This is a genomic window from Nocardia sp. NPDC057668, assembly GCF_042799795.1.
In the GTDB taxonomy this organism is placed as follows: domain Bacteria; phylum Actinomycetota; class Actinomycetes; order Mycobacteriales; family Mycobacteriaceae; genus Nocardia.
Genome location: NZ_JBHVIC010000005.1, coordinates 654353 through 679870, shown reverse-complemented (window position 1 = coordinate 679870; position 25518 = coordinate 654353). Strand labels below are relative to the sequence as shown.

General features: G+C 70.0%; 21 protein-coding genes. 8 read left to right on the top strand and 13 right to left on the bottom strand.

The annotated features are described in order from the left end of the window. Positions 1 to 5: 5 nt before the first annotated feature. The gene (locus ACFVBH_RS30305; protein WP_354985801.1) at positions 6 to 1673 is read right to left on the bottom strand and encodes a DNA repair helicase XPB; all 1668 of its coding nucleotides are present in this window, start codon (positions 1671 to 1673) and stop codon (positions 6 to 8) included. Positions 1674 to 2018: 345 nt separating this feature from the next. Here ACFVBH_RS30305 and ACFVBH_RS30300 point away from each other — a divergent pair, with 345 nt between their 5' ends. Then, positions 2019 to 3608, top strand: coding sequence for a cellulase family glycosylhydrolase (locus ACFVBH_RS30300; protein ID WP_379006796.1), 1590 nt, complete (start codon positions 2019 to 2021; stop codon positions 3606 to 3608). A 316-nt stretch (positions 3609 to 3924) separates the two neighbouring features. Next, on the top strand, positions 3925 to 4452 hold the full coding sequence (locus tag ACFVBH_RS30295; protein ID WP_354985799.1) for a hypothetical protein: 528 nt from the start codon (positions 3925 to 3927) through the stop codon (positions 4450 to 4452). Positions 4453 to 4609: 157 nt separating this feature from the next. Here ACFVBH_RS30295 and ACFVBH_RS30290 read toward each other — a convergent pair whose 3' ends face one another. The 4 genes from ACFVBH_RS30290 to ACFVBH_RS30275 form a co-directional block, all read right to left on the bottom strand. Next, positions 4610 to 6940: a helicase-associated domain-containing protein gene (locus ACFVBH_RS30290; RefSeq protein ID WP_379006794.1), complete on the bottom strand. Its 2331-nt coding sequence runs from the start codon at positions 6938 to 6940 to the stop codon at positions 4610 to 4612. A gap of 145 nt (positions 6941 to 7085) precedes the next feature. After that, positions 7086 to 7274, bottom strand: a complete 189-nt coding sequence (locus tag ACFVBH_RS30285; protein ID WP_354985798.1) for a hypothetical protein — start codon at positions 7272 to 7274, stop codon at positions 7086 to 7088. Between the two features lie 81 nt (positions 7275 to 7355). Next, positions 7356 to 7979 (bottom strand): resuscitation-promoting factor Rpf1 domain-containing protein, encoded by a 624-nt coding sequence (locus ACFVBH_RS30280; protein WP_354985797.1) that lies wholly within the window; start codon positions 7977 to 7979, stop codon positions 7356 to 7358. 506 nt (positions 7980 to 8485) lie between these two features. Then, positions 8486 to 8716, bottom strand: a complete 231-nt coding sequence (locus tag ACFVBH_RS30275; RefSeq protein WP_354985796.1) for a hypothetical protein — start codon at positions 8714 to 8716, stop codon at positions 8486 to 8488. Positions 8717 to 8899: 183 nt separating this feature from the next. Here ACFVBH_RS30275 and ACFVBH_RS30270 point away from each other — a divergent pair, with 183 nt between their 5' ends. Then, positions 8900 to 9331, top strand: a complete 432-nt coding sequence (locus ACFVBH_RS30270) for a cold-shock protein (protein ID WP_379006962.1) — start codon at positions 8900 to 8902, stop codon at positions 9329 to 9331. A 166-nt stretch (positions 9332 to 9497) separates the two neighbouring features. Here ACFVBH_RS30270 and ACFVBH_RS30265 read toward each other — a convergent pair whose 3' ends face one another. From ACFVBH_RS30265 to ACFVBH_RS30255, 3 genes are all read right to left on the bottom strand, one after another. Beyond that, on the bottom strand, positions 9498 to 10037 hold the full coding sequence (locus tag ACFVBH_RS30265; protein ID WP_354985795.1) for a DUF2771 domain-containing protein: 540 nt from the start codon (positions 10035 to 10037) through the stop codon (positions 9498 to 9500). A gap of 16 nt (positions 10038 to 10053) precedes the next feature. Next, on the bottom strand, positions 10054 to 11919 hold the full coding sequence (locus tag ACFVBH_RS30260; RefSeq protein ID WP_379006789.1) for an MFS transporter: 1866 nt from the start codon (positions 11917 to 11919) through the stop codon (positions 10054 to 10056). Positions 11920 to 12237: 318 nt separating this feature from the next. Then, positions 12238 to 13041, bottom strand: coding sequence for a glutaminyl-peptide cyclotransferase (locus ACFVBH_RS30255; protein ID WP_354984435.1), 804 nt, complete (start codon positions 13039 to 13041; stop codon positions 12238 to 12240). A 17-nt stretch (positions 13042 to 13058) separates the two neighbouring features. Here ACFVBH_RS30255 and ACFVBH_RS30250 point away from each other — a divergent pair, with 17 nt between their 5' ends. Both ACFVBH_RS30250 and ACFVBH_RS30245 read left to right on the top strand, forming a co-directional pair. Then, a complete protein-coding gene (locus tag ACFVBH_RS30250; protein ID WP_379006786.1) occupies positions 13059 to 14501 on the top strand; it encodes a DUF3027 domain-containing protein in 1443 nt (480 codons plus the stop codon). A 302-nt stretch (positions 14502 to 14803) separates the two neighbouring features. Next, positions 14804 to 17782, top strand: coding sequence for a sacsin N-terminal ATP-binding-like domain-containing protein (locus ACFVBH_RS30245; protein WP_379006960.1), 2979 nt, complete (start codon positions 14804 to 14806; stop codon positions 17780 to 17782). Positions 17783 to 17955: 173 nt separating this feature from the next. Here the strand turns inward: ACFVBH_RS30245 and ACFVBH_RS30240 are convergent, their stop codons facing one another. Further along, positions 17956 to 18570: a TetR family transcriptional regulator gene (locus ACFVBH_RS30240; protein ID WP_354984436.1), complete on the bottom strand. Its 615-nt coding sequence runs from the start codon at positions 18568 to 18570 to the stop codon at positions 17956 to 17958. A 127-nt stretch (positions 18571 to 18697) separates the two neighbouring features. Between ACFVBH_RS30240 and ACFVBH_RS30235 the strand changes: the two genes are divergently transcribed. Beyond that, a complete protein-coding gene (locus ACFVBH_RS30235) occupies positions 18698 to 20785 on the top strand; it encodes a neutral/alkaline ceramidase (protein WP_379006782.1) in 2088 nt (695 codons plus the stop codon). Positions 20786 to 20789: 4 nt separating this feature from the next. On the opposite strand, the gene ACFVBH_RS30230 is transcribed toward ACFVBH_RS30235, so the two are convergent. Continuing rightward, the gene (locus ACFVBH_RS30230; RefSeq protein WP_354984438.1) at positions 20790 to 21041 is read right to left on the bottom strand and encodes a DUF2530 domain-containing protein; all 252 of its coding nucleotides are present in this window, start codon (positions 21039 to 21041) and stop codon (positions 20790 to 20792) included. A 303-nt stretch (positions 21042 to 21344) separates the two neighbouring features. Here ACFVBH_RS30230 and ACFVBH_RS30225 point away from each other — a divergent pair, with 303 nt between their 5' ends. Beyond that, entirely contained in the window at positions 21345 to 21782 is a 438-nt protein-coding gene (locus ACFVBH_RS30225) for a MarR family transcriptional regulator (RefSeq protein WP_354984439.1), read from the top strand. Between the two features lie 54 nt (positions 21783 to 21836). Here the strand turns inward: ACFVBH_RS30225 and ACFVBH_RS30220 are convergent, their stop codons facing one another. Continuing rightward, positions 21837 to 22253, bottom strand: coding sequence for a YccF domain-containing protein (locus ACFVBH_RS30220; RefSeq protein WP_379006777.1), 417 nt, complete (start codon positions 22251 to 22253; stop codon positions 21837 to 21839). 223 nt (positions 22254 to 22476) lie between these two features. Here ACFVBH_RS30220 and ACFVBH_RS30215 point away from each other — a divergent pair, with 223 nt between their 5' ends. Then, on the top strand, positions 22477 to 22665 hold the full coding sequence (locus tag ACFVBH_RS30215) for a hypothetical protein (RefSeq protein WP_379006775.1): 189 nt from the start codon (positions 22477 to 22479) through the stop codon (positions 22663 to 22665). A 164-nt stretch (positions 22666 to 22829) separates the two neighbouring features. Here ACFVBH_RS30215 and ACFVBH_RS30210 read toward each other — a convergent pair whose 3' ends face one another. Next, positions 22830 to 24029, bottom strand: a complete 1200-nt coding sequence (locus tag ACFVBH_RS30210) for a GNAT family N-acetyltransferase (protein WP_379006773.1) — start codon at positions 24027 to 24029, stop codon at positions 22830 to 22832. Between the two features lie 144 nt (positions 24030 to 24173). After that, positions 24174 to 25487, bottom strand: coding sequence for a citrate synthase (locus tag ACFVBH_RS30205; RefSeq protein ID WP_354984441.1), 1314 nt, complete (start codon positions 25485 to 25487; stop codon positions 24174 to 24176). Between the last annotated feature and the right edge of the window lie 31 nt (positions 25488 to 25518).

Genomic DNA, 25518 nt, shown 5'->3' with positions numbered 1-25518 from the left:
TCCAGTTATCCTAACGTCGGCCCCAGCAGGTCGTCCGCATCGGTGATGCGGTAGGCATACCCCTGCTCGGCCAGGAAACGCTGCCGGTGCGCGGCGTATTCGGCGTCCAGGGTGTCACGCGCGACCACCGAATAGAAGTGCGCCTGGCCGCCGTCCTGTTTGGGTCGCAGCAGCCGCCCGAGTCGCTGCGCCTCCTCCTGCCGCGAGCCGAAGGTGCCCGAAACCTGAACCGCCACAGACGCTTCCGGTAGATCGATGGAGAAGTTCGCGACCTTGGACACCACCAGCACCGGGATCTCCCCGCGCCGGAAGGCGTCGAAGAGCTCCTCGCGCTCCTTCGTGCGGGTGGAGCCCTGGATGACGGGCGCGTTCAGATGCGCGCCCAGTTCCTCGAGCTGATCCAGGTACGCCCCGATCACCAGGCTCGGCGAACCCTGGTGCCGGGCCAGAATCGATTCCACCACCGGCAGTTTGGTGCGCGCGGTCGAGCACAGCTTGTAGCGCTCCTCCGGCTCGGCGACCGCGTAGGCCATGCGCTCGGCGTCGGTCAGCGTCACCCGGACCTCGACACAGTCGGCCGGGGCGATCCAGCCCTGCGCCTCGATGTCCTTCCACGGCGCGTCGTAGCGCTTGGGGCCGATGAGCGAGAACACGTCGCCCTCGCGGCCGTCCTCGCGCACCAGGGTCGCGGTCAGGCCGAGGCGGCGGCGCGACTGCAGATCCGCGGTCATACGGAACACCGGCGCGGGCAGCAGGTGCACCTCGTCGTAGATGACCAGGCCCCAATCGCGGCTGTCGAACAGCTCGAGATGCCGGTACTCGCCCTTGGATTTCCGCGTGATCACCTGGTACGTGGCGATGGTGACGGGGCGGATCTCCTTGCGCTCGCCGGAGTATTCGCCGATCTCGTCCTCGGTGAGCGAGGTGCGCGCGAGCAGCTCGCGCCGCCACTGCCGCCCGGCCACGGTATTGGTGACCAGGATGAGGGTGGTCGCCTTGGCCTTGGCCATCGCCGCCGCGCCGACCATGGTCTTGCCCGCGCCGCAGGGCAGCACCACCACGCCCGAGCCGCCCGCCCAGAACGAGTCGGCGGCCAGTTCCTGATAGTCGCGCAGGTGCCAGTTGCCGCCGGAGTAGTCCAGGTCGATGGTGTGCGCCTCGCCGTCGACGTACCCGGCGAGGTCCTCGGCCGGCCAGCCGATCTTGAGCAGCATCTGCTTGATGCGCCCGCGCTCGGAGGGATGCACCACCACGGTGTCCGGGTCCACACGCGCGCCGAACATGGGCGCGAGCTTCTTGTGCCGCAGCACCTCCTCGAGCACCGCGCGATCCAGGCTCACCAGGGTCAGGCCGTGCGCGGGATTCTTCACCAGCTGCAGGCGGCCGTACCGGGCCATGGTGTCGACGATGTCCACCAGCAGCGGCTGCGGGACCGCGTACCGGGAGTACTTCACCAGCGCGTCCACCACCTGCTCGGCGTCGTGCCCGGCCGCGCGCGCGTTCCACAGCGCCAGCGGGGTGATGCGATAGGTGTGCACGTGTTCGGGCGCGCGTTCGAGCTCGGCGAAGGGTGCGATGGCCTGGCGGGCGGCGTTGGCCGCGGCGTGGTCGATCTCCAGCAGTAGTGTCTTGTCGCTTTGAACGATGAGCGGACCCTGGACCGAATCGGTCACGGCACCTCCTGGCTTGTCGGACCCGATCGGGCCGTTGTCCATTGTTCCTGATCGCGCCGACAGGTTGTCGCGCGGAGCGCGGGTCCGCTACCACCGGCGCGAGCACCGCCGGTGACGGGCAGGGGGCCGGGCGGGTGGGGACGGTTCTGGTGTCCGGCACGGCCGGGCGCGCTCGTCGAGCGTGGACAACGTCCACCGCGGCTCGAGTATTTCGGCCGAAACGATCAAGCCCCCAGTTTTCGTGGCTACGATCACACCCAACTTGGGCAACTGTCCAAGTTGGACGATTGATCCACACCGCCCGGTGCACGAGATCGGGCGGCGACACCTGAATAGAGGTTGCCGATGCGCAGGGGACACCGAGGCGGACGATGGGCGGCGGGTCTGATCACCGCGGCGCTCGGGGCCGCGCTACTGACCGCGCCGCCGAACGCGACCGCCGCACCGGCGGGCGAGACCCTGCACATCGAGGGCGGCGACTTCGTCGACGAATCCGGACGCGTCGTGCTGCTGCACGGTGTGAACAACGTGGACAAGGACGCGCCCTACGTCGAACTCGGCGACGGCTTCACCCTCACCGACCAGGACGCGGCGCTGCTGGCCGGGCACGGCTTCAACACCGTGCGGCTCGGGGTCTCCTTCGACGGCCTGATGCCCACCCGCGGCGTGGTCGACACCGCCTACCTGGACCGGGTCGGCGCGGTGGTGGACACCCTGGCGCAGTACGGAATTCACACCCTGCTCGACAATCACCAGGACGGGCTGTCGAAGATCTGGGGCGGCAACGGCTTTCCCGAATGGTCGCTGAGTTCCCGCCCGAGCGCCCTCGAACCCAACCTCGGCTTCCCGCTCTACTACCTCATGCCCAGCATGAACCTGGGCTGGGACGAGGTGTGGAACAACAACAACGGCGTCCTGGACTACCTGGGCCAGGCGCTCGGCGCGCTCGCCGCCGAAATGAACGGGCGCGCGGGGGTACTCGGCATCGAGTTGATCAACGAGCCCTGGCCGGGCACCCCGTTCCTGTCCTGCTTCCCCAACGGCTGCCCCGGCTTCGACGCCAAATATCAAGGGGCCATGCAGAAGTTGACCGACGCGGTGCGAGCGCGCAACGGCGACATCATGGTGTTCTGGGAACCCAACGTGACCTGGAACGAGACCATGCCCACGAACCTGGGCAAGAATCCGCCGATCACCGCGCCGCAGATCGCCTTCGCCCCGCACGACTACTGCATCCCCAGTCAGCTGGCGATCTATCTCGGCCTGCCCGCGTTCCTGCGCGGCCTGTGCCCGGTGCAGCAGGACAAGACCTGGGGCAACATCGACAGCTTCACCGCGCGCACCGATCTGCCCACGGTGGTCACCGAATTCGGCGACGGCGACCCGACGGTGCTGCGCAACACCCTGAAACGCGCCGACGAGCGTTTCATCGGCTGGCAGTACTGGCACTACTCCTCGCGGTTCGGCGCGGGCGGCCCGCGCCCGGATCCGTTCCTCGGCGACATCGGCCGCGAACTCGTGCGCACCTATCCGCGGGCGACCGCGGGCACGCCGGGGCGCATGATCTTCGATCCGGCCGACGGCGATTTCGCCTACCGCTACACCCCGCGCGCGCTCGCCGCGCCGACCGAGATCTACGTATCGGATCTGCACTACCCCGGCGGCTACGAGGTGCGGGTGGACGGCGGGACGGTGACCTCCGCGCCGGGTGCGCGCCTGGTGACCGTGACCGCCGCCGGCTCGGGGCCGGTCAGCGTCTACATCAACCGGCCCGGCTCCCCGGGCGCGACCGTGCCCACCGGGCCCGTGGGCACCGGATCGGGCGGTTCGTCCGCGGGTTCCGCGGACTCCGGATCGGGTTCGGGTTCCGCGGATTCGGGTTCGTCCCCGGGTTCGGCCGACTCCGGTTCGGCGGGTAGCGGATCCGGGCGCTGACCGGGAATATTTTCTGGGTTCGCGGGTGTAACGACCGTTCGCCCGGGAACGACACACGTGCGAGGCGCCGCTGCTGGACATGCGCCCAGATCGAGAGGGAACACATGATCGCCTTCAGCCCGCAGCTGTTCACCCAACTGCTCCCGATGATGCTCGGTTACGCCTGGTTGGGTATGCGCGGACTGTCCATGCTCTGAGATCTTCGGCTCGCACGTCGGAAACAGGCGGCCGCGGTGCTGCGGCCGCCGATCTCGCACAGGTATCCTCACCGCGTTCACGGCAGCCGTGAATGGTTCGGTGAGAAAGGTTTTCGCACGTGAAGTTCGCAGGTACGAGGCTGATCACGCGCCTCGTCATCGCCCTGGTGGCGATGGCCGTGGCAATGTTGGCCGTCACCGGGTGTTCGATGATCAAGGACGCCAGCAAATCCGAGACCGCCAAGTCGAAGGTCGGTGACTGCATCAACGTCATCGAGGGCTCGATGGTCGATTCCAAGACGGAGCCCATCGACTGCTCCTCGGAGAAGGCGGTCTACAAGATCGCCCAGGTCTTCGACACCAAGACCGAGTGCAAGGACGAGCAGACCTCCTACGAGGAGACGCTCAACGGTGGCACGACCGCGTTCCTGTGCCTGACGCCCAACTTCAAGGAGGGCGCCTGCTACAACGAAAGCCCCACCACCGGTTACAAGTTCGTGGATTGCAACGCCCCCGAGGCGAGCTTCAAGGTGACCAAGCGGGTCGACGGCCAGGCCGACGAGTTCCTCTGCGATCCGGCCACCGACACCAACTTCCACGCCCTGACCGAAGCCAAGATCACCTTCTGCCTGGGCAACCCCAAGTAGATCGGCCGACTCTCGGGGGCTTCGCCCCCCGAACCCCCGACGGAACCTGGCTTCGCCCGAACCCGGGCGGGCGGCGAATTCGATCGTGGCCTTCGGTGAAACCCCGGCGGCGGCGTCCCAGTGACGTTGTCCCGGGGTTTTCGCGTTCGCGCGGACGTCAGTCGATCAGGGCGACCGAGGCGATGCGATGCAGGGTGAACTGGCGGACCGCGCCGGTCACCGGATCGACGGCGTCGAGTTGACCGCTGGTGATGTTCAGCGGTTCGACCACGCGCTGGGTCGCGACGCCGGCGGCGTCCACGTAGCTGATGTGCACGCTGCGGCGGGTGCGGGCGGCGAGCTGCAGCAGGTTCATGGTGGCGGTGGTGGTCGTGCGGGAACCGTCCGCGCGCACGGTCTGCCCGCCCCGGGCATGGGCCGCGCGCTCACCGGCGCGCAGTTCGGCGACCAGTGACCGGAGTTGGTCGGGGGAGGGCGGATTGGGCCGCCACTGCTGCTTCTGCTGCCCGCGCCCGGCGATGCGGGCGCCCCGCGCACGAAGGTCCACGATCGCCCCGGAGGAATCCTCGCCCGCCGGGCTGAAACCCGCGGCGCGCAGCTTCTCCAGCACCTCGCCGAGCGCGGCCTGGGAGATCGCGACCGTAGGCGCCACCGCGCGCAGCGCCAGCTCACCGGCGACGGGCGCGGCCAGCACCTCGGCCAGCAGCGCGGGATCCTCACTGCGCACGAAGGATTGCGCCATTCCCGCGCGCAGGCGGCCGTGCCTGCGGGCCACATCGTCGATGAGATAGGTCAGCGCCTGGGGCACGGGGGTGCGCGAGTGGGTGGTGAACAGGTGGTGCAGTTCGGCCGCGGTCGCGCCCGCGTCCAGCGCCCGCCGCACCGAGTTCTCGCTGACCCGGTACACCGTTGCCGCACCGGCGGATTCGACGTCCGCGACCAGCGACACCCGATCCTGCAGGTCGGGAATCAGCGGCCCGGGCGCGATGACCGTCAGATCCGCCTGCACCAGTACGTGATCCACGGGTGCGGGCAGCGCGGCCGCCATCTCGGACTCGGCGTCCTCCTGGCTACCGTGCAGCAACGCACGGCCGGCGGAGGTGATCGCCCCGCGTGCCACCAGGCCGAGCGCCTGCGCCTCGGCCAGGGTTCGCTCCACCGACTCCAACCGGTAGTGCCGCCGCCAGCGCGGCTGCCGCCACGCCAGCGCGCGGCCCAGATCGGCGGTGGACACGGTGGTGCCGGTGGGATATTCGGCCAGCAGGCTCAGGATGGCGCGGCGATCGCGCACCGCGTGCGCGTTCCGCAGCTCGGGGGAGAGCGCGGCCAGGGGTTTGTCGTTGGCGTCGCGCAGCCCGATCATCCACGGGAAGCGGTCCAGCTCCAGCCAGGCCTGGGCGAGCAGCACCCAGCGCCGCGCCGGCGGCACGGCCAGCCAGGCGTCGGACACCGCGGTGGGCGCCCAGAAGTCGTCGTCGCCCGCGTCCGGGGCCGGCTCGGGCGTGCCCCGATCCAGCAGCCGTGCCGCCGCCAGCACCTCGGCGAGCAGGCCGACCCGCTGTTCGTCCACCCCGGTCTGCTTGACCACGCGCCGCGCCTCGCGCACGCCGAGTCCGCCCGAGCGCAGCACCGGCGCGGGCGCCTGGCCCAGCACCTCGAGCACGGCGGCGCTGTGCCGCAGCAGTTCACCGACCTCGCCGGCGGCCGCGGCGTTCACGTCGGCGGCGGCCAGTTTGATCAGCGCGGGTTTGGGGGCGGCGAGCGCGTGCGGATCGGTGACCGGTTCCCCGCGCAGCACCTGACCCACCGAGACGGGCAGCTCCACCGTCTCCTCGTCGATCCGGTTCAGCAGGCGCAGCCCCAGCAGCCGGGGCACCGGCCGGTCCGCCGGGGTGCCGGGCGCCGCGTCCCGGGTGCGCCCGCGCGGGCCCGTGGTGGCCAGCTTCTCCAGCAGGCCGCGTTCCTGGATGCTCAATTCGCCCAGGGCCGCGGCGATCTCGGGTTCGGTGAGCGCGTCCGGCAGCTCGGTGGTGCTGCCCAGCGGCCACGGCAGCGCTTCCTGGGCGGCCGGGGTGAGATGCAGTTCGGCGTCCGCGCCCCAGATGATCGCGCGGGCGCGCAGTTTGTCCACGCTCGCGTTCAGCGCGGTGACGGTGACCCGATCGCCCAGCAGTTCGCGCAGGCGCGGCCTGGGCACGGGCGCGCCGGTGCGCGGATCCGCGGCGCCCTGCACCACCAGGGTCTCGATGACCGCGAAATCGAGGGTGTCGAGTTCGTCGGTGGCCCGCAGCACCGAGGCCCGCTGTTCGGTCCGGCCCGCCAGCACGGCCATGGTGCCCGGCAGCGGCACAGCCAGATCCGGGCGCAGCTGCAGCAGGGCGACCAACTGGTCGTCGCTGAGCGCGGCCAGCCATTCGGGGAGGGTTGCCGGAATCGGAGCGGCCTTGGCGGCGCGGCTCTTTCGGGCCTTGGGGGCGGTGTCGGTCACTTCACCCGACCCGGGACACGGGTACGACGCAACGGCGGAATCGGGCGCGGTTCAGCGACCGCCGCGGCGACCGGGGTCGCGTCCGCGGCGGTCGCCGGACAGTGTGCCGCGCCGATAACCGCATGGTTGTCGGATGTGAGGCGAATCAGCGGTTGATGACCGTGTGCGGATGCACGTAGGGCAGCTGATCGACCGGAAGCGGGAACTCGGTGTCCTCGCCGTACGGCGAGAGTCCACCCGAGCGGGTCGAGGAAAGCTCGGTGACCGCGTGGTCTCCCTGGGCCGTCTCCGGCCAGCCATTGTCGACGTAGGGTTTCTTCGATTTGTTCACCACGGCCTCATTCTGGCATGCGAATCACAAACGCCCCGCATCGACATTGATGCGGGGCGTTTGCGCAGTGCGAACGGTGACGGCTCAGCCCGGGAGCAGGCCCTTGTTCGCCTGGTAGAAGTTCACGATCTGCGGGTCGAGCTGCCCGCCGGCCTTGGTGGCGTTGAAGAAGTCCATCACCGGCTGCGGGATCGCAATGCCCTGCTGCTGGACAACTTCCACCGCGCGATCCACGGCCTGGAAGACTTCCTGGGCGCCGTTGGCGGCCTGGGCGGGACCCGGGTTCGGGTTCCAGCGCGGCGCTTCCTGCTGCGGCGCGGGCGCGGTGCGCTGCGTCGGGCCGCTGGTCAGGCCGAGGCTCGACGAGCAGGACGGCCACGCGCCCCAGCCCTGGGTGGCGAGCACCTTCTCGGCGACGGCGATCTGCTGCTCGCGGCTGGCCTGGTTGGCGGTCGCGGCGTAATCGCCGCCGCCGTGGGCCTTCCAGGTGCTGGGCGAGAACTGCAGCCCGCCCTGGTAACCGTTGCCGGTGTTGATGCCCCAGTTACCGCCGGCCTCACACTGTGCGAGACGGTCCCAGTCGGAGTCGGGTGCCGCACTGGCGTTTCCGGCCAGGGCCACTCCTGCACCGCCGACGATCGCGCTGGTCAGTGCGACCTTGGCGACGGTGCGTCCGGTGTTACTCGGCTTGCGATGGCGTCCACTCATGTTCGGGTCGTTCCTCTCGTACGCTCCTGCGAGACCGACTACCGGGGGCGAACTGAGAGGTCGTCCGGCCCGGCGCGCTGCTGCGCGCTGTTTCTCGCCCTCACCCCTTCGTCCAGTTGGGGGTCCGTACCCGCGGGGTGAGGTTGGTGCGGCGGGCCGGTGGCGCCGGGCTGACCCGGCTGATGAGTGACCATACGGCGGTCTCGGTCAAAAATCACCATTTGGTAACCGTCGTGTCCGTCGGGTCGCTATCCGGCGCAACGGGTTCCGTTTCGCTTCTGTGCAGGTGGTCGCGGCGAGCCCGCGCCGATAGGCGTCCGTCACCCTGCCGTGACCGTTTCGTTATGTGATGAAGATCACAAGTGTGCAGCCGTGGCGAACGGGGCAATCCGTCGTGTCGGCGTCGGCCGGTACGGTGAATTGCGCGGTACGCCACGGCATCGGAAGCGGTGCGCGCGCGGCATCGGAAATTGCCCCGCCCATATCCGTGCGACGGGTGTGCCGGACTAACGCGCGCGGCGGCCCGACCACAGCGCGTAGCCGATGCCGAGCAGAAATGCGAGCGGCGAGAGCATCGCGACCAGATAGAGCCACAACCATGGCTCGGTATCGGTCAGCAGACCGATGACGAAGATGGCGATGATCGCCAGCAACCCCACCGCGAATAAAGCGATGATGATGGTGAGCGGCCAGCCGCCGGACCTGCGCGGAGCCTGCCGCGAAGAAGAGTCGGACACGTGAAGACCGTAAAACTGATGTGCTCGCGCTATTCACACCGGGGTAGACTCGATGTCATTCGCGTCCTGCCTAGCTGTGGGGCGCGTTCTTTTCGCAAACGGTGAAGGTTGCGGACGATTGGTCCGACAATCACGACAGTGCCCGGATAGTCCCGGGCATCGAATAGTGAACGGGTGAGCGCAGTGCCGACCGGCAAGGTGAAGTGGTACGACGTCGAAAAGGGCTTCGGTTTCCTTTCCCAGGATGAGGGTGAGGACGTCTACGTTCGATCGTCGGCCCTGCCCGAGGGTGTCGAGGCGCTCAAGCCCGGGCAGCGGGTGGAGTTCGGAATGGCCGCCGGTCGCCGCGGGCCGCAAGCGCTGAGCCTCAAGCTGCTGGAGACCCCGCCGCCGCTGCGCAACGAGCGCGCCGAACGCGGTGAGCGCCGCCGCTCGAACGAGGCGCCGGTCGTCCGCAAGTCCACCGATGAGCTGCACGGCCTCATCGAGGACATGATCACCCTGCTGGAGACCAAGGTGCAGCCGGACCTGCGCCGGGGCAAGTACCCGGATCGCAAGATGTCCCAGCGGATCGCGGAAGTGGTGCGCGGCGTGGCTCGGGAGCTCGACCACTAGTTGTGGTCGCGTAGGACATTCGGGCCCCGGTGAGCTGACGCTCACCGGGGCCCGTTGTGTGAGTGGGGATTCCGGCCGGGGCCGGGTTCGCGCCGAAGGCCGGGCCTCGCATTCGTGGCGCGTGGTCCGGGGCGCGCGGCCCGGACCACGCGCGGGATTCGGCCCGCTAGGAATCCTTCTGGATGCTCTGGATCGACCAGACCGCGTGCGGGATGTAGCCCTCGTTGCCGTCCGCGTCGCGGGCCGGGACCGGGAGCTGGATCTCCACCACGGCCAGTTGCAGGCGCGGGTCGGGCGGGGTCTGCACCGTGATGGCGCGCGCGTTCTCCGGGTAGTCGCGGTGCGTGGCAACCTGTTTCACCGCGGTGCCGTCCGGCAGCGCGTAGACCATCACCATCTGCCACGGGGCGTCGGAGATCTGCTTGGGCAGCGACAGCTGCAGCGGGTAGCCCGGCGGCACGTCCAGCGCGGCCACGAACTGGCTCTCCTCGCAGTCGCGCAGATCGAGCATGTTGTTCTCGACGTGGACGGTGCAGTACATGAACGGGTCCACGGTCACCGACTTGCCGTGCGCGTACGCGGTGATCTGCGGGTCCGGCGCCTCCACGTCGCGGGCGACGTAGGCGATGACGGCGAAATAGGCCACGGCCACCACGAGCAGGGCCGCGAGCAGTGCGACGATCGTGCGGGCTTTGGGTGTGCTCACCGTTGGTTCCTGTCCGTCACTGAGTGGGTTCGCCGGCGCCGTGTGCGCCGGGGATCTCCTGCTTCGCGTGTTGCGGTCGGTTACCGCCCAAACCGGGCAGCAGCGAATGCCCACGGTAGCTGACGACGGTTTGTATCAATCCAAGTGCCATGACCGCCGTGACCGCGGCGAAACCTTCCCACCACACGGTCGGCAGCAGTACGCCCATGGAACCGCCCAGCACCCAGGACAATTGGAGAACGGTCTCCGAACGCCCGAAGCCCGAGGCGATGGACTCCGCGGGCAGGTCGTCCTGGATCGAGGCGTCCAGCGACACCTTGGCCAGGGCGCTTGCCCCCGCCGCGACCAGCGTCGCGACCGCCGCCCCGATGAGATTGTTCAGCAGCGCCGCCGCCACCGCGACGCCCACGCAGGCGCAGGTGCAGGCCAGCACGATCGGGGTCGGGCGGCCCAGCTTCATGCGCGCCCCGCTGAAGTTGCCGGCGAAATTGCCCAGCGCCGCGGCCGCGCCGACGATGCCGAGCATGGCGGCCTGCTGTGCCGGGCGGTGTTCGGTGGCCTTGGCGACGAAGGCGACGTAGAAGGTCAGGAAGCCGGTCAGGATGCGGACGGTGCCGTTGCCCCACAGGCCGGTCACCACGGCCCGGCCCAGCGGCTGGCGGCGGCGGCTCGGCTGCACCGTGACGTCCTGGCCCGGTTCCAATACCTCGGTGCGCGAATCGGACCCGTGATAGGTCAGGGTCGCGGGCACCTCGCCCTCGGTGACCTCGACCCAGGACGGAATCCGCAGACTCAGGTACGCACCGAGTGCGGCCAGGCAGGCGGCGAACACCAGCACGCCGGGCGAATGCGCGATCACCGCGATCAGGCCCGCGATGCCGCCCGCGCCCAGGGTCCCGCCCACCAGGCCGAACACGGTGAGCCGGGAGTTGGTGCGCACCAGGTCGATTCCCGGCGGCAGCACGCGCGGGGTCACCGCGCTCTTGAGCACCGAGAACGATTTGCTCAGGATCATCATGCAGAGCGCGAGCGGATACAGCGCCCAGTTGTCGATATTGAAGATCAGCAGCAGCGCCACGCCCACGCGGATCGCGAACGAACCCGCCAGCGCGAGTCGCCTGCCGCGCTGCAGGCGGTCCAGCATCGGCCCGATCAGCGGCGCGATCACCGCGAACGGGGCGATGGTGATGAGCAGATACAGCGCGACCTTGGTCTTGGATTCGGCGGTGGCGCTGGCGAAGAAGAGCGTGTTGGCCAGGGCCACCGCGACCGCGGCGTCCGTCGCGAAATTGGCCATGGTGGCGTAGACGAGCGCGGTGAGGCCCGATTCCTCCGCGCCGTCGGCCTTGGCCGCGCGCTGGAAGGTGGCTATGCCGCGTTCGGTCAGTTCCCGGCTGCGCCGCGCCGCGACCCGGGTGACGGTCAATTTCCGTGGCGGCTTGTGCAATCCGGTGTACTCGGGTTCGGCGGCCGCGCCCTGTGCGAACTCCTGGCCCGGCGACGTCTCCGGGCGGGTGGGATGCGGTTCGCCGCGGGCGGGCGGGGGATCCTGCTCGCGCGCACGCTGATTCGCGGCCGGGGCCGGGCGGGTCGGGTGGTCGTCGTGGTTCGCGGCGTCCCCGTGCCCGGCGAGGGGCCGGGTGGGCGGCGCTTCGACGCGGCGTCGCGACCAGCGCGCGGTGCTCCCGCGCGCCGGCGCGCTGCCCGGGGCGGCGGGCTGCGCCGCGCGTGCGCCGCCGGGGGCGTCCGGGGTCGGCGGGACGCGCTGATCCGGGGTATTAGCCGGGGGATAGCGGTCGAAGCCGGGGTGGCGATCGAGGACGGGAGACTCCTCGTCCCCCCACCGACCGGCGTCGGCGTTCGGGTCACGGGGAGTTGGCACGTACCCAATTCTTGCAGTGCCGAGCGACAGCGGCTGCACTACCGCCGGTGCGACCCGCCACAATCGCGACATTCACGCACCGCGTGCCGGGATTTTCCCCGGATCCGGCGGGAACGAATCGGACCTTGTGCCGGTCCTTCGCATACCGCCGCCCAGCAAGATTCGGGCCTCGTGCGGGAACCGGCGCACAACGTTCGCCGGCCTGAAACGCACCGGTGCGCCGAGGCCCGCATTCGTTCGCAACCGGTACGAATGGACCTCGTGTCGGGACCGGCGCGCAGCGTTCGCCGGCGCGAACTCACCTTCGTGCCGGGACGTTCACTCGTCCCCGGCCGGTACGAATCGGACCTCGTAGCTGGTGGGCCAGTTCTTGCCGGTGAGCAGGAAGCGGTCGGTGCCGGGCAGGTGGGCGATGCCGTTGAGGACGTCGGTGTCGCGGGTGCGGTCCTGCTTCGGGAGCAGGCCGGAGGCGTCGATGACGTCCAGGACGTCACCGGTGTCGGGGTCGATGCGGACGATGGTCTCGGTGGGCCAGTCGTTGGCGTAGATCGAACCGTCCGGGGCGCAGTCGAGTTCGTTGATCCGGGTGCCGGAACGGCTGGTCAGGGTGACCGTGCCGGTGGGTTCGAAGGTCACCGGGTCTCGGAAGGTCAGGGTGTCGCTGCCGTTGCTCATGACGATGCGGCCGTCGCGGGTGCACAGGCCCCAGCCCTCGCCGTCATAGCTGGTGCGGCGGATTTCGGCCAGGGTCGACGGATCGCGGGCGATGGCGATCTCCTCGCGATAGGTGACCTGCCAGAGCAGGTTTCCGGCCCGGGTGATGCCCTCGCCGAACAGCGGTGCGGGCAGATCGGCGCGGGCGAGTTCCCTGCCGGTCGCCAACTCGCTGGTCCGGATGAAGGACCGGCCGGGCAGCCCGGTGCTCTCGTACAGCACGGGGCCGTCCACTTCGAGGCCCTCGGTGAACGCCGCGGTGTCGTGCGGACGGGTCGAGACCACTTCGACACGCAGGCTCGGCGTGTCGCCGGGGTCGGAACATGCGGTGGTCGTGGCGGCCAAGGCCGTGGCGACGGCCACCGCGACCGGGACGCTCGCTACCGGTGCATGACGTTTGCGCTCCATACGGCAAAATGTAGGGCGTGAGCGCGGTTGGAGTTTCGGAGTCCGTTGTACGGCCGATCCTGGCGGAGGCGGTCGATCTGGCTCGCCGTGCGCTCCTGGAGCTGGAGCCGTTCGGCGTGGGCGTGCATGTGGGTGTGACGGCCGAGGGTGATTCGGCGGCCACGCATTACTTCGAGGCCACCCTGCCGGGCTATCGGGGCTGGCACTGGGCGGTCGTGGTGGCCGCGCCCCCGGAGGCCGGCCATGTGACGGTGAGTGAATCGGCCCTGCTACCCGGTCCCGAGGCGCTGGTCGCGCCCGACTTCCTGCCGTGGGATCAGCGCATTCGCCCCGGCGATCTGGCCCCCGGCGACCTGCTCGCCCCGCCGCTGGACGATCCGCGCCTGGTGCCCGGATACCTCGCCACCGGCGACCCGGAAATCGACGAGGTCGTGCTCGAACTCGGTTTCGGCCGCACCCAGGTGCTGAGCCGCGTCGGCCGCGAGGACGCCGCCGACCGCTGGTTCTCCGAGTTCGGCCCCGACACCGACATGGCCCGCGCCGCACCCTCGACCTGCGGCCGCTGTGGCTTCTTCGTGCCCCTCGCCGGCGCCCTGCACGCCGCCTTCGGCGTCTGCGCCAATGCCATGGGCGCGGACGGGCGCGTGGTGCACACCGAATACGGCTGCGGCGCGCATTCGGACACCGAGCTCCCCACCGGCGCGGGCTCCCCGGCCTACGAGGCCTACGACGACGCCGCGGTGGACCTGATCCCCAACAGCGAGTTCCGCCCGGCCGCCGCCCCCGAACCCGGCGAAACCGGTTCGGCCGAAACCGAATCGGCGCGGGTCACGGAGACCGCGCCGGAAGCCGCCACCGCCGAGGCGGATTCCGTGCCCGCTGCGGACGCCGCCACCGGCGAAACCGCGAGCGAGGGTGTTGACCCGTCCGCGACCGCTGGTGAGTCCGCGAGCGTTGGCGAGTCCGCGAGTGCTGGTAAGTCCGCGAGCGTTGGCGGGTCCGCGAGTGCTGTCGAGTCGGCGAGTGCTGTCGAGTCGGCGAGTGCTGTCGAGTCCGCGACCGCTGCCGAGTCCGCGAGCGTTGTCGAGACCGCGACCGCCGGAGAGACCGCGAGCGTTGGCCAGTCCGCGAGTGCTGGCGAGTCCGCGACCGCTGGCGAAGCCGCGAGCATTGTCGAAACCGCGACCGCCGGCGAGTCGGCAGCCGTCGGCGAGACCGCGACCGCCGCTGAGGTTGTCGCCGGAGCGAGCGCCGAACCCGCAGGGGCCGAGCCCGCTGCGGCGTCCGCCGGCGTCGAATCCGGCCCCGCGCCCGAGGTTCCCGAGTCCGCCGCGGCCGAGCCCGCCCCCGGGCTCTTCGACCTCGATCCCGACTCGGTCACCGATGACGCCTGGGCCGTCGCCGAGGTCAGGGTCGATGCCGAGTCCGACCCGACCGATTCGGGCGCTGCGGCAGAGTAGTTTCATCCGTTCGACATTGCGCGCGGTCCGTGTCCCGGGCCGCGCGCGCCGGTTTCCGGGTGCACGCCCCGCCGTGCCGGTAACGTGCGCGGGCCGGACTTCGACGTGAGGCTCAGGCGCGATCGCCCCGTGCGGGCCGGTCGGGACTCGTCGCTCCCGCTCGCGGGGCCGGTCCGCCGGTGGTCGTGCGAGAGTTGCCGCGGTGTGCGCGGTTCGGTGTGATCAGAGCGGAAGGGGTGCGTGGAGTGAACGGCGACAGGGGAGTGGGGGATCCGTTCGATACCGCTGCGCTGCGGGCCGGGGTGGTGGCCGCGTGGCAGGGGTCGCCGACCCGGTTGCGGGAGGACGCCACGACCGAGGCCGACCTGGTGCGGTCGGGGTATCGGGATCGGCTGCTGACCGAGCTGGCGCAGAACGCCGCCGACGCCGCGGCCAAGGCCGGGGTGCCGGGGCGGGTCGCGGTGTGGCTCGAGGGCCGAGTGCTACATGTCGCCAATACCGGTGTGGGACTTGACATTTCAGGTGTGCACGCGCTGACCGCGTTGCGTGCGTCGAACAAGCTCGGGTCCGAGCCCACGGTGGGCCGGTTCGGGGTGGGCTTCACCGCCGTGCTGACCGTGTCCGAGGAGATCGAATTCCGGTCGCGCGGGGGCTCGGTGCGATTCTCCCGGGCCGAAACCTGGGCGCTGCTGGGCGCGCAGGGCATCGCCATCCCGGAGACCGAGGCGGAGTTCGTGCCGCCCGCGCTGCGGCTGGCCTGGGCGCTCGACGAACGCCCGGCGGTCGGCTTCGACAGCGAGGTGGTGCTGCGCCTGCGCGACGACGTGGACGCCGCCGCCCTGCTCACCACCATGCGCGCCGAGGCGGTGGATCTGCTGCTGGAGCTACCCGCGCTGGCGAGTATTCGCATCGGCGACCACGAGATCAGCAGCACGGTGACCGAACTCGACGGCGGCCTGCAGGAACTGCGCGTCTCGGGCGCGGACCCGCAGACCGACGCCGACGAACGCCGCTGGTGGCAGTACCGCACCAAACATGCCCGCTGGCTGCTGCCCCTGCGGGCCGGCCGCCCGGTACCCGCGCGCCCCGACGTGCTGCGCGCCCCCACCCGCTCGGACGAGGAGCTCTCCCTCCCCGCGCTGCTCATCGCCGACATCGCCATGCAGCCGGACCGCCGCCGCCTGCTCCCCGGCGCACGCCCGGCCGAATTGGCCACCGGCTACGCCGATTTCGCCCGCGCCCTCCCGCCCGCCGACCGCCTGGTGCTGGTCCCGCCCCCCGCCTTCGCCCGCAGCGAGGCCGACAACCTCCTGCGTGAGGCGCTGATAGCCGAACTGCGCGACCAGGACTGGCTGCCGGTGCTCACCGTGGCCGCCCCCGCCGTGGCCGACCCGGTCTTCGACGTCGACGCCGCCCTGGCCGCCGCTCCGGAGCACCCCGCGACGCCCCCCGGCGAGTGGGATCGCCGCGTCGGCGATGCGCGGCCGGGTGACGACGACGCGGTGCTCGACGATGACCCCGTCACCGCGGACGACGAGTTCGGGGCCGACTCCTGGTCCGTGGTCAGCGGCGCCGTGCCCTCCGCCCCGACCTCCATCGTCCCGACCGCGGCCGTCGAGAGACCACGACGGGCCAGTGTATTCACGGGCGTGACAAAGGAATTGGCGGCCATGCTCGCCGATATCGTGGGCCCGCTGGTGATTCCGGAACTGTCGGGCCGCGCGGTCGCCGACGCGCTGTCGGTGCTGGACGTGCACCGGCTCGGGCTCGCGCGCATCGCGGAGCTCTCGGCGAGCCTGGACCGGGAACCGACCTGGTGGTACTCGTTCTACGACGCCCTCGAACCCTTCGTGCTCGACCCGCTCGCGGTCGAGGAGCTCGGCGCGCTGGCGGTCCCGCTGGCCGACGGGCGGCTCGTGACCGGCCCGCGCACCGTGGTGCTCGACGACCAGATGGAGAGCGCCGCCCCCGTGCACTGGGCGCGCCTGGTGCACCCGGAGGCGGCGCACGAGCTGCTCGGCCGGCTCGGCGCCCGCCCCGCCACCGCCGAGGATCTGCTCAACGACCCGGGCCTGCAGGCGATCCTGGAGGACGATCCGAGCGACCCGGACACCGTCGACGCGGTGCTGAGCCTGGCCGGGCACGCCACCGCCACCCCGGGCGCGTTGCCCACCTGGCTCAGCCTCATCGAATTGCCCTCCGGCACCGGTGAATTGCTGCCCGCCGACGAACTGCTGCTGCCCGGCGCACCCCTGGCGAGCCTGCTCGACGAGGATTCGCCGTTCGGCACCGTCGACCCGGAAACCGTTGCGCGGCACGGCGAGCAGGCGCTGCGCGCGATCGGCGTCGGCTGGGGTTTCACCGTCATCGCCGAAGCCGACCCGACCGGCCCGGACCATCACCTCGACGGCGCCGAGGAATGGTGGGAGGGCCTGGCCGAGGATCCGCCGGAGCTGCGCGCGGTCCGCGACCTCGACCTGGTGGACGAGGACTCGTGGCCGGATGCGCTGCGGCTGTTGCTCTCGGACCCCGACACCCGCCCGCTGCTGGCGGACCGGGCCGGCTACACCGCCTGGTGGTTGCGCCGCTACGCCCATATCGACGGCGTCCCACTGGGTTTCCACCGGCATCCCGACGACACCGACTTCGACGGCCTGCTACCCCGGCTCGACGGTTTCGGTTATCAGGACCTGGTCGTGCTGCGCGCGATCCTGGCCGATCCCGAGGTGATGACCGCGCACCTGGCCGAGGAGCTGCTCGACGCGCTCTCCGATCCCGCGAAAACCCCCTCGCCCGAGGCTATTTCGCAAACCCACCGGCGCATGTCAGCGGCCCTGGCCGACGGCACCCTGGACGTGGAGGACCTGGATCCCCCGCAGCGGGTGCGCGCGCTGTCCGGCGCGGTGATCGACGGCGCGGACGCCCTGGTGCTGGATCGCCCGTGGTTCGGTGCGGTGCTGCCGCCCGAGCGACTGGTGGCCGGCGACATCGAGCACGCGGAATCCCTTGCCGCCCTGCTGGATCTGCCGCTCGCCTCGCAGGCGGTCACCGCCGAGGTGCTGGGCGAGGGCAGGCACACCGACTGGGCCGCCGAACCGCTGGGTGTGCTGCTGCGCCTGCAATTCGGCGTGACCGCGCCCACCGGTGCGCTGGTGATCCACGACGACCTGCGCGTGCGGCTGAGCGGCGCGTACGAAGCGACGGTGGCGGTCACCCTGTGGCAGGACGGGGAGGTGACCCACGCCCAGGCGCAACCGCGCCTGATCACCGGCGGCGCGTAGCCGGTCGCCGGGGGCCGGTGCCGACCGGCCCCCGCTGCGCGGTCGCGGGCGTGCGGTTGCGCCGGAGTCGGAGCAGCGCTCGATCGGCCCGCGAACTGGTCCGGCGCGGACGGCTCCGAAGAGCCGCCCGCGCCGGGATGCGGTGGATGGGCTTGCGGCCCAGGGGAATCGATTCAGGAAGCGTGCGTGCTCACCATGCCGGCGAGCACATCGAGCTGCTCGCGGACCGCGGCGCTGTCATTGTCCACGAGCCAGCGCAGCACGATGCCGTCGATGGTGGCCAGGACGAAGCGGCTGAGCGTGCCGACGGGAACGTTCCACTGGGTGCCGGTGGCTTCGCGGGCATGCTCGATGACATCACCGAGGGTGGAGTCGTTGAACGTGTACTGCTCGCGGGCAATCGCGAGTTTTGCCGGAGTTTGTTCACCTTCGCGAAGTGCGTAGGTAGTCGTTTCGTACGTGAGTAGTTGGCGTTCCGGTGTGGCTTCGATGTTCAACCACATGAGTTCCAGGGCGACGCGCACCAATTTTTGAAGCGCTTCTTTTCCGGTTCCGACGTCTTGCCATACCGTTTCGTTGGCGTCGACGGAATCTCGCAATTCCATCGAAAGCGCCTTGACCAGCTCGGTCATCAGCTGGTCCTTGTTTTCGAAACAGTAATGCACCACACCGAGCGAAACACCGGCAGCCTGCGCCACATCGCGCGTGGTAACTCCTGCCACGCCCTTTTTTTCGGCAAGGCCGATGGCTGCCTCGATAAGGTGGGCCCGTCGTTCTTCGACGCTCAATCGGGAGGACACTCCAGGGAGTTAAGCCTCCGCGAAGCGCCCAGTCAATTCGCGTGCTCGGAAAATCTCGCCTGGACGAATGTCCAGTTGTATGGTTCGCTCGCACCCAGGACGAGAGGAGGCGCGAATGGCGCTGTCGGACAACGGAACGGCCGGGGACGATCGGACCGAGCCGGTTTCGCGTGCGGTGTCGCGCCGGACGGTGCTCGCCGGAGCGGGCGCGGGCGCGGCCGTGCTGGCGGTGGCCGCGAACCTCGCGCTACCGGAGACTCCGGCGCGCGCCGAATCCGGCGAATACCTGGTCGGAGTGGGCATTTCCGACATAACCGGCCCTGCGGCCGAGTGCGGCATGATGGGCTACTCGCAGTTCGGCCAGGACACCGCCGGCATCCATCTGCGCCCCCGCGTGCGCGCGTTCGTCTTCGTCACCGACGGTCAGCGCCTGGCCTACGTCGTCGCCGACAACGGCATGATCTTCCAGTCCGTGCACCGCGGCGTCATGCAGGCACTGGCCCAGCGCTTCGGCGACCGCTACACCGAGCAGAACGTGGTGCTGACCTCCACGCACTCGCACGCGACCTGCGGCGGAGCGGCCCACGACTACGCCTACAACCTCTCCATCCTCGGCTTCCAGCAGCAGGTGTACGACATCGAGGTGGCCGCGATCGTGGAGGCCATCGCCGCCGCGGACGCCGATCTCGCACCCGGCACCCTGGAATTGGGCCACGGCGAATTGCACGACGCCAGCGTGAACCGCTCGAAGATCGCCTTCGATCGCAATCCCGAAGCCGACAAGGCGCACTTCCCCAATGGCATCGATCCGAATGTCACCGTGCTCTCGCTGCGCCGCGGCGGCCGCCCGGTCGGCGCGATCACCTGGTTCGCCACCCACAACACCTCGATGAGCAACAAGAACCGGCTCATCAGCGCCGACAACAAGGGTTACGCCTCGTACGCGTTCGAGCACACCGAGCACGGCGTGCGCTATCTCGACGGCGCCGACTTCGTGGCCGCCTTCCCGCAGACCAATCCGGGTGACATCTCCCCGAATCTGAATCTGAGCCCCACCTCCGGGCCGACCGAGGACGAGTTCGAGAACACGCGCATCATCGGCGAGCGCCAGTACCACGCCGGAAAGTCGGCGCTGAGCGCCGCGCGCTCGATCGGGGGCCCGGTCGGCAGCGTGCTCTGCTACATCGACATCGCCGACACCGCGGTGGACGGGCGCTGGACCGACAGCGGCCAGCCCCGGCACACCGCGCCGGCCTGCGCGGGCGTCTCGCTCATCGCGGGCAGCGTGGAGGACGGGCCGGGCCTGCCGGGCGTCCCGATCCCCGAGGGCGTGCGAAACCCGTTCGTGGACGCGCTCGGTGGCGCGAACGCGCCGGTGCCGGGCTGGCTGGCCGACGCGCAGGCGCCCAAGGCGATCGTGGCGCCGCTGGGCCTGATGCCGCCGGTGGCGTGGGTGCCGAGCGTGGTGCCGCTCCAGCTGGTGCGCATCGGAGAGCTCTACCTCGCCTGCGGCGGTGCGGAATTCACGGTCGTGGCCGGCCTGCGTATCCGGCGCACGGTCGCCGAGGCGCTGGGCGTGCCGCTGGAGCGGGTGCTCATGCAGGGCTACGCCAACGCCTATCACGAATACGTCGCCACCCCGGAGGAATACGACGCGCAGCAGTACGAGGGCGGCTCGACCCTGTACGGCCGCTACACCCTTCCGGCCTACCAGCAGGAATTCCACCGGCTGGCAACGGCTTTCGCGCAGAACCAGCCGGTTCCCCGCGGCCCGGCCCCGCGCGACGTCTCCGGCATGCAGCCGAACCTGGTGTCACCCCCCGGACCGGACGCCACCCCCGCGGGCGCGGCCTTCGGCGATGTCCTGACCCAGCCCGCCGGGTCCTACGCGCCGGGCGACCAGGCCTCGGTCGAGTTCGTCTCGGCCCACCCCAAGCACAACCCGCGCCGCAACGGCACGTTCCTCGAGATCCAGCGCGCGGCTGGCTCCGGCTGGACCCGCGTGGCCAACGAGGGCGAATGGCCGGTCAAGTTCTTCTGGAGCAAGCGCGACAGCGCGGCGTCGGTGGCCCGCTTCACCTGGGACATCCCCGCCGACACCGCTCCCGGCCGCTACCGCTTCCAGCACTTCGCCGACAACCTGACCTCCGACGGCGCCCTGCACCCCTTCACCGGCGTCAGCGCCGAATTCGATATCCGCTGACCACTTACTCCAGGCCGAGCTGGGCGCCCTTGTCGCCGCGGCGGGAGCCGCGGCGCTGGATCGCGAACAGGGTGTAGCCGAGCAGGCCGACGGCCATGCCCATGAGGCAGACCGGGCGGGCGGTGGCCCAGTCGTCGTTCACGTAGACGGCGATGGTCGCGAGCAGGAAGCCGAGACCGCCGATGGCCAGGACCGGGCGCGGATCGGTGAAGCGTGCGGGGATCTCGGGCACGGCGGGCGGCTCGGGCTGGTTCACGGGATCCAGCCTAGAACTTCGCGAGCAGGAAGGCCGGGCGGCCCGCGCCCGGGTGTGCTCCCGGCCGGGCCTGGTACCGGTGTGGCGCACCGGCTCGCGATCCGCTGCCCGGCGACCGGGCAGGGCTGCTGGGAGGGTGCTGGGCGGCGATAGGGGGAGCGCGGCCGGGGCCGGGGCGAGTACGGGGTACCGGTCGGTTCCGCGCCCGTCCGCGCGTACGGGGTCCGGTACGGGGAGAAGGGGTGGAGCGGACCCCCGCGAACCGCCGTCCCGGGCGCGGGTGGTCCCGTATCGTTTGCCTCTGTGACAACGCCTTCCGATATTCGAGCGCTCGCTGGTGAACTCTCACTGGCGGTGGTGCGCTTGACGCGACATCTGCGGGGGAGGCGCGCCGATGCCCAGATTTCGCTGACCCAGCTCTCCGCGCTCGCGACGCTCAATCGCGATGGCGCCATGACCCCCGGCGCCCTGGCCGCCCGGGAGCGGGTGCAGCCGCCGTCGATGACCCGCGTGATCGCCTCGCTGTCGGAAATGGATCTGGTGGAACGCAATCCGCATCCGACCGACGGCCGCCAGATCATCGTGTCGCTGTCCGAGCAGGGCCGCGCTCTCATCGCCGATGAGACCCACGCCCGCGAGGCCTGGATGACCGAACAGCTGGGCGGGCTGACCCCGGATCAGCTCGCGGTGCTCGAAGAGGCCGTCTCCATCATGAAGACCATCGTCGCCGAATCGGAGTGAGCGAGCGCGGATCGGACCGCGCTCGCCTCGAAACCGCCTCGCGCGCCGCGGGTCTCAGGCGGCGGCGCCCCAGGCACGATCGCTGGGCACGATCTCGCGTCCGAGCGGGAACAGCGACACCGGGATCAGCTTGAGATTGGCCCAGGCGAACGGGATTCCGATGATGGTGATCGCGAGCGCGATGCTGGTGAACAGGTGCCCCAGCGCCAGCCACCAGCCGGCCACCACGAGCCACACGATATTGCCGAGCATCGAGGGCACGCCCGCGCCGGGCTTCTCGACCGCTTCGCGGCCGAAGGGCCACAGCACGAAGGTCGCGATCCGGAAGGACGCGATGCCCCAGGGGATGGTCACGATGAGGATGCAGCAGATGAGTCCGGCGATCACGTAGCCCACCGCCATCCAGAATCCCACCAGTACTAACCACAGGATGTTCAGAATCAGCTGGATCGGCTTCACGTCCTCCAGCATGCCAGCGCGCAGCGTTGCCGACCACCGGGAAAACCCTGACTTATCGGTGGCGGGCGCTGCCGGGGGTGGATGCGGAAGCACGGGGATCACCCGGCGAGGGTAGGTTGCGCCCTGCGTCAGCGTTAATCTTCGGCAATTCGCTAAGTAACGACCTCTCTATCGAGAATGGTGTCCGTACAGGAATGCCGAGTGATCAGAGGCAAAGCATGAGCAAACATTCTCGATGAGGGACCTGTCCGGCGCCGGATTCGGCATCACCCGCATCGACTCGAGCCGGAGCGACAGCTCCCCGGCCGCCGTCCCGCGCGGCACGTTCACCGCCGACCCCGTGCGGATGCCACTGGCCTCCGACGGCGAGACGCTGTTCGACAGGACCGGCGGCCCGTTCCGGGCGAAGATCGCCGAGAAGTAGGCGAGCCCGCCGGACCCCGGCCGGGGATCGACCCGGCCGGGAGATCGACCCGGCGGGGACCCACCCCGGCGGGACGGAAACTGCCGGGCGGCAGTCTCTTTGCCGCCCGGCCGCGCCGCCCCCGGAATCAGTTGCGCTGTGGCACTGCGCCTCCGGCCACCGGATCAGAAGAACCAGCCGAGCTCCGCGTCGCGTTCGGTGCTCAGCGCCCGATCGAACGCGGCCAGCTGCGCACCGTCCTTGGCCTGAATTCGGTTGGCGGCGGCCAGCACCCGGGCGCGGTGCGCGCCGAAGTAGAGGCTGCCGAGGGTATCGATGCTCAGTTCGATGTCGGCCGGGCGCGTGGTCGGCTCGCATTCGGCCACCCCGTCCCGCACCCGCAGCGCGAAGGCGCCGCCCGCGTCGCGGAACGAATCCTCCACGCCCAGCACCAGATCCAGGTTGCCGCCGTAGGTGCGAGCGGTGAGCGCGGCGGGCACGTCCATGACGCGCAGCCACAGGCCGTCGTAGCGGCCCTTGACGCGCACCAGGCGTGGATCGGTCACCAGGTGGGGGAGCGGGTCGTCGTCGGTGAGCGAGGCCTCGATCCGGTCGGTCAGATCCAGGCTCAGCAGCACCCGCCACAGCGCGATGTGCGCCTCGGTGGTCACCGCGCGCAATTCCACGACGGTGGTGACGTTCTCGTGCTCGCCCCACTTGCGGCGGTAGAGCGCGTAGCCGTCCGGATGGGTCAGCACGAACAGGGTGGAGGCCCCGTCGCGGTAGCGCTCGGTGTCGGCGAACCAGATGTTCCAGTTGGCGTCCGGGCGATCCTGCCCGCCGGGCGTCTGCCGCCGCCAGCGGTCGTACACCGCGCGCAGATGGTCCCTGGACTCGTCCAGCGTCGCCAGCCGCACCCCGCCGGGATCCGGTGTGGTGGGGCGGAATTCGGCCCGGTGCCGGTCGATCGACACCTCGTTCATCGCGGTGGTCGGGCCGTAGCCGAAGCGGCCGTAGATGGTGCCCTCGCTGGCGGTGAAGATGGTCAGCGGAAGGCCCTCGGCCTCGGTGCGCGCGTGCTGCTCGATGTAGAGCGAGCGCAGGATGCCGCGCCGGCGATGGGTGGGCGCGACGGTGACCGCGGAGACGCCGGCCGCCCGCACGGTGTCGCCGCCGGGCACGGTCAGGGTCATGACGCGGTCCACGGTGTGGCCGACGATCTGCCCGTCGTCGACGGCGACGATCGCGCGCTCGATGGGGAAGATGCCGGGGATGTTCTCGATCTCGGGCGGGTCGTAGCGCATGCCGAAGCAGATCTCGGCCAGCTGCACGATCGCGGGGAAGTCCTTCTCGGTGGCAGAGCGCAGGGTGATGTTCGATGCCATGACCGAACCATCCCATGAATTCGGGTCCACTCGCATCGGCTTTTTCCTGAGAATCGCCGGGCGCCCCGTAAAGATCATCGGGAGAACGAAAAACCGCCCCCGGAGATCCGGGGGCGGTTTCGAGTGTTCAGGTCGCCGAGCTCACTACCGCTCGTTGATGCCCACGTAGGGGCGCTCCTCGTAGCCGGTGTAGATCTGGCGCGGGCGGCCGATCTTGAGCGGCTCGGAGTGCATCTCGCGCCAGTGCGCGATCCAGCCGGGCAGGCGGCCCATGGCGAACAGCACGGTGAACATGCGGGTCGGGAAGCCCATCGCGCGGTAGATCACGCCGGTGTAGAAGTCGACGTTCGGGTACAGGCGACGCTCGATGAAGTACTCATCGGTGAGCGCGGCCTCTTCCAGCGCCTTGGCGATATCGAGCAGCTGGTCGTCGCCGCCGATCTTGGCCAGGATGGTGTCCGCGACCTGCTTGACCAGCGCGGCGCGCGGGTCGTAGTTGCGGTAGACGCGGTGCCCGAAGCCCATGAGCTTCACGCCGTCTTCCTTGTTCTTGACCTTGCGGACGAACTCCTTGACGTCGCCGCCGTTCGCCTTGATCTCGTCGAGCATCTCGAGCACGGCCTGGTTCGCGCCGCCGTGCAGCGGGCCCCAGAGCGCGTTGATGCCGCCGGAGACGGAGGTGAACAGGTTGGCGTCGGACGAACCGACAAGGCGCACAGTCGAAGTCGAGCAGTTCTGCTCGTGGTCGGCGTGCAGGATGAGCAGCATGTCCAGCGCCGCGGCGACCTCGGGGTCGACCTCGTACGGCTCGGCCGGGAAGCCGAAGGTCATGCGCAGGAAGTTCTCGACCAGGCTCAGCGAGTTGTCCGGGTACAGGAACGGCTGGCCGACCGACTTCTTGTAGGCGTAGGCCGCGATGGTGGGCAGCTTGGCCAGGAGTCTGATGGTGGACAGCTCGACCTGCTCGGGATCGCGGGGATCGAGCGAGTCCTGGTAGTACGCCGACAGCGCGTTCACCGCGGACGACAGCACCGGCATCGGGTGCGCGTTGCGCGGGAAGCCGTCGAAGAACCGCTTGAGGTCCTCGTGCAGCAGGGTGTGCCGGCGAATGCGGTTGGTGAAGTCGTCCAGCTGGGCCGGGGTCGGCAGCTCGCCGTAGATGAGCAGGTAGCTCACCTCGATGAAGGTCGACTTGCCCGCCAGCTGCTCGATCGGGTAGCCGCGGTAGCGCAGGATGCCCGCTTCGCCGTCGATGTAGGTGATGGACGACTTGGTCGCCGCCGTGTTCATGAAGCCGGGGTCGTAGGTCACGAACCCGGTGCTGGCGAGCAGCTTGCCCAGGTCGATCCCGTCGTTGCCCTCGACCGCCTTGGCGACCGTCATGGGGTACTCGCCACCGGGGTAGGACAACACCGGCTTGGCGTCTGCGTCGACGTTGATGATGTTCTCAGCGGGCACGGAAGGATCCCTCTCAGGCTTGAAACCATAG

What these genes read in the sequence shown, in the direction of transcription:
- ACFVBH_RS30300 (WP_379006796.1), top strand. Translation starts at nt 2,019, where the DNA reads ATGCGCAGGGGACACCGAGGCGGACGATGGGCGGCGGGTCTGATCACC.
- ACFVBH_RS30280 (WP_354985797.1), bottom strand. Translation starts at nt 7,979, where the DNA reads ATGAGTGGACGCCATCGCAAGCCGAGTAACACCGGACGCACCGTCGCC.
- ACFVBH_RS30255 (WP_354984435.1), bottom strand. Translation starts at nt 13,041, where the DNA reads ATGGAGCGCAAACGTCATGCACCGGTAGCGAGCGTCCCGGTCGCGGTG.
- ACFVBH_RS30235 (WP_379006782.1), top strand. Translation starts at nt 18,698, where the DNA reads ATGGCGCTGTCGGACAACGGAACGGCCGGGGACGATCGGACCGAGCCG.
- ACFVBH_RS30220 (WP_379006777.1), bottom strand. Translation starts at nt 22,253, where the DNA reads ATGCTGGAGGACGTGAAGCCGATCCAGCTGATTCTGAACATCCTGTGG.
- ACFVBH_RS30215 (WP_379006775.1), top strand. Translation starts at nt 22,477, where the DNA reads ATGAGGGACCTGTCCGGCGCCGGATTCGGCATCACCCGCATCGACTCG.
- ACFVBH_RS30210 (WP_379006773.1), bottom strand. Translation starts at nt 24,029, where the DNA reads ATGGCATCGAACATCACCCTGCGCTCTGCCACCGAGAAGGACTTCCCC.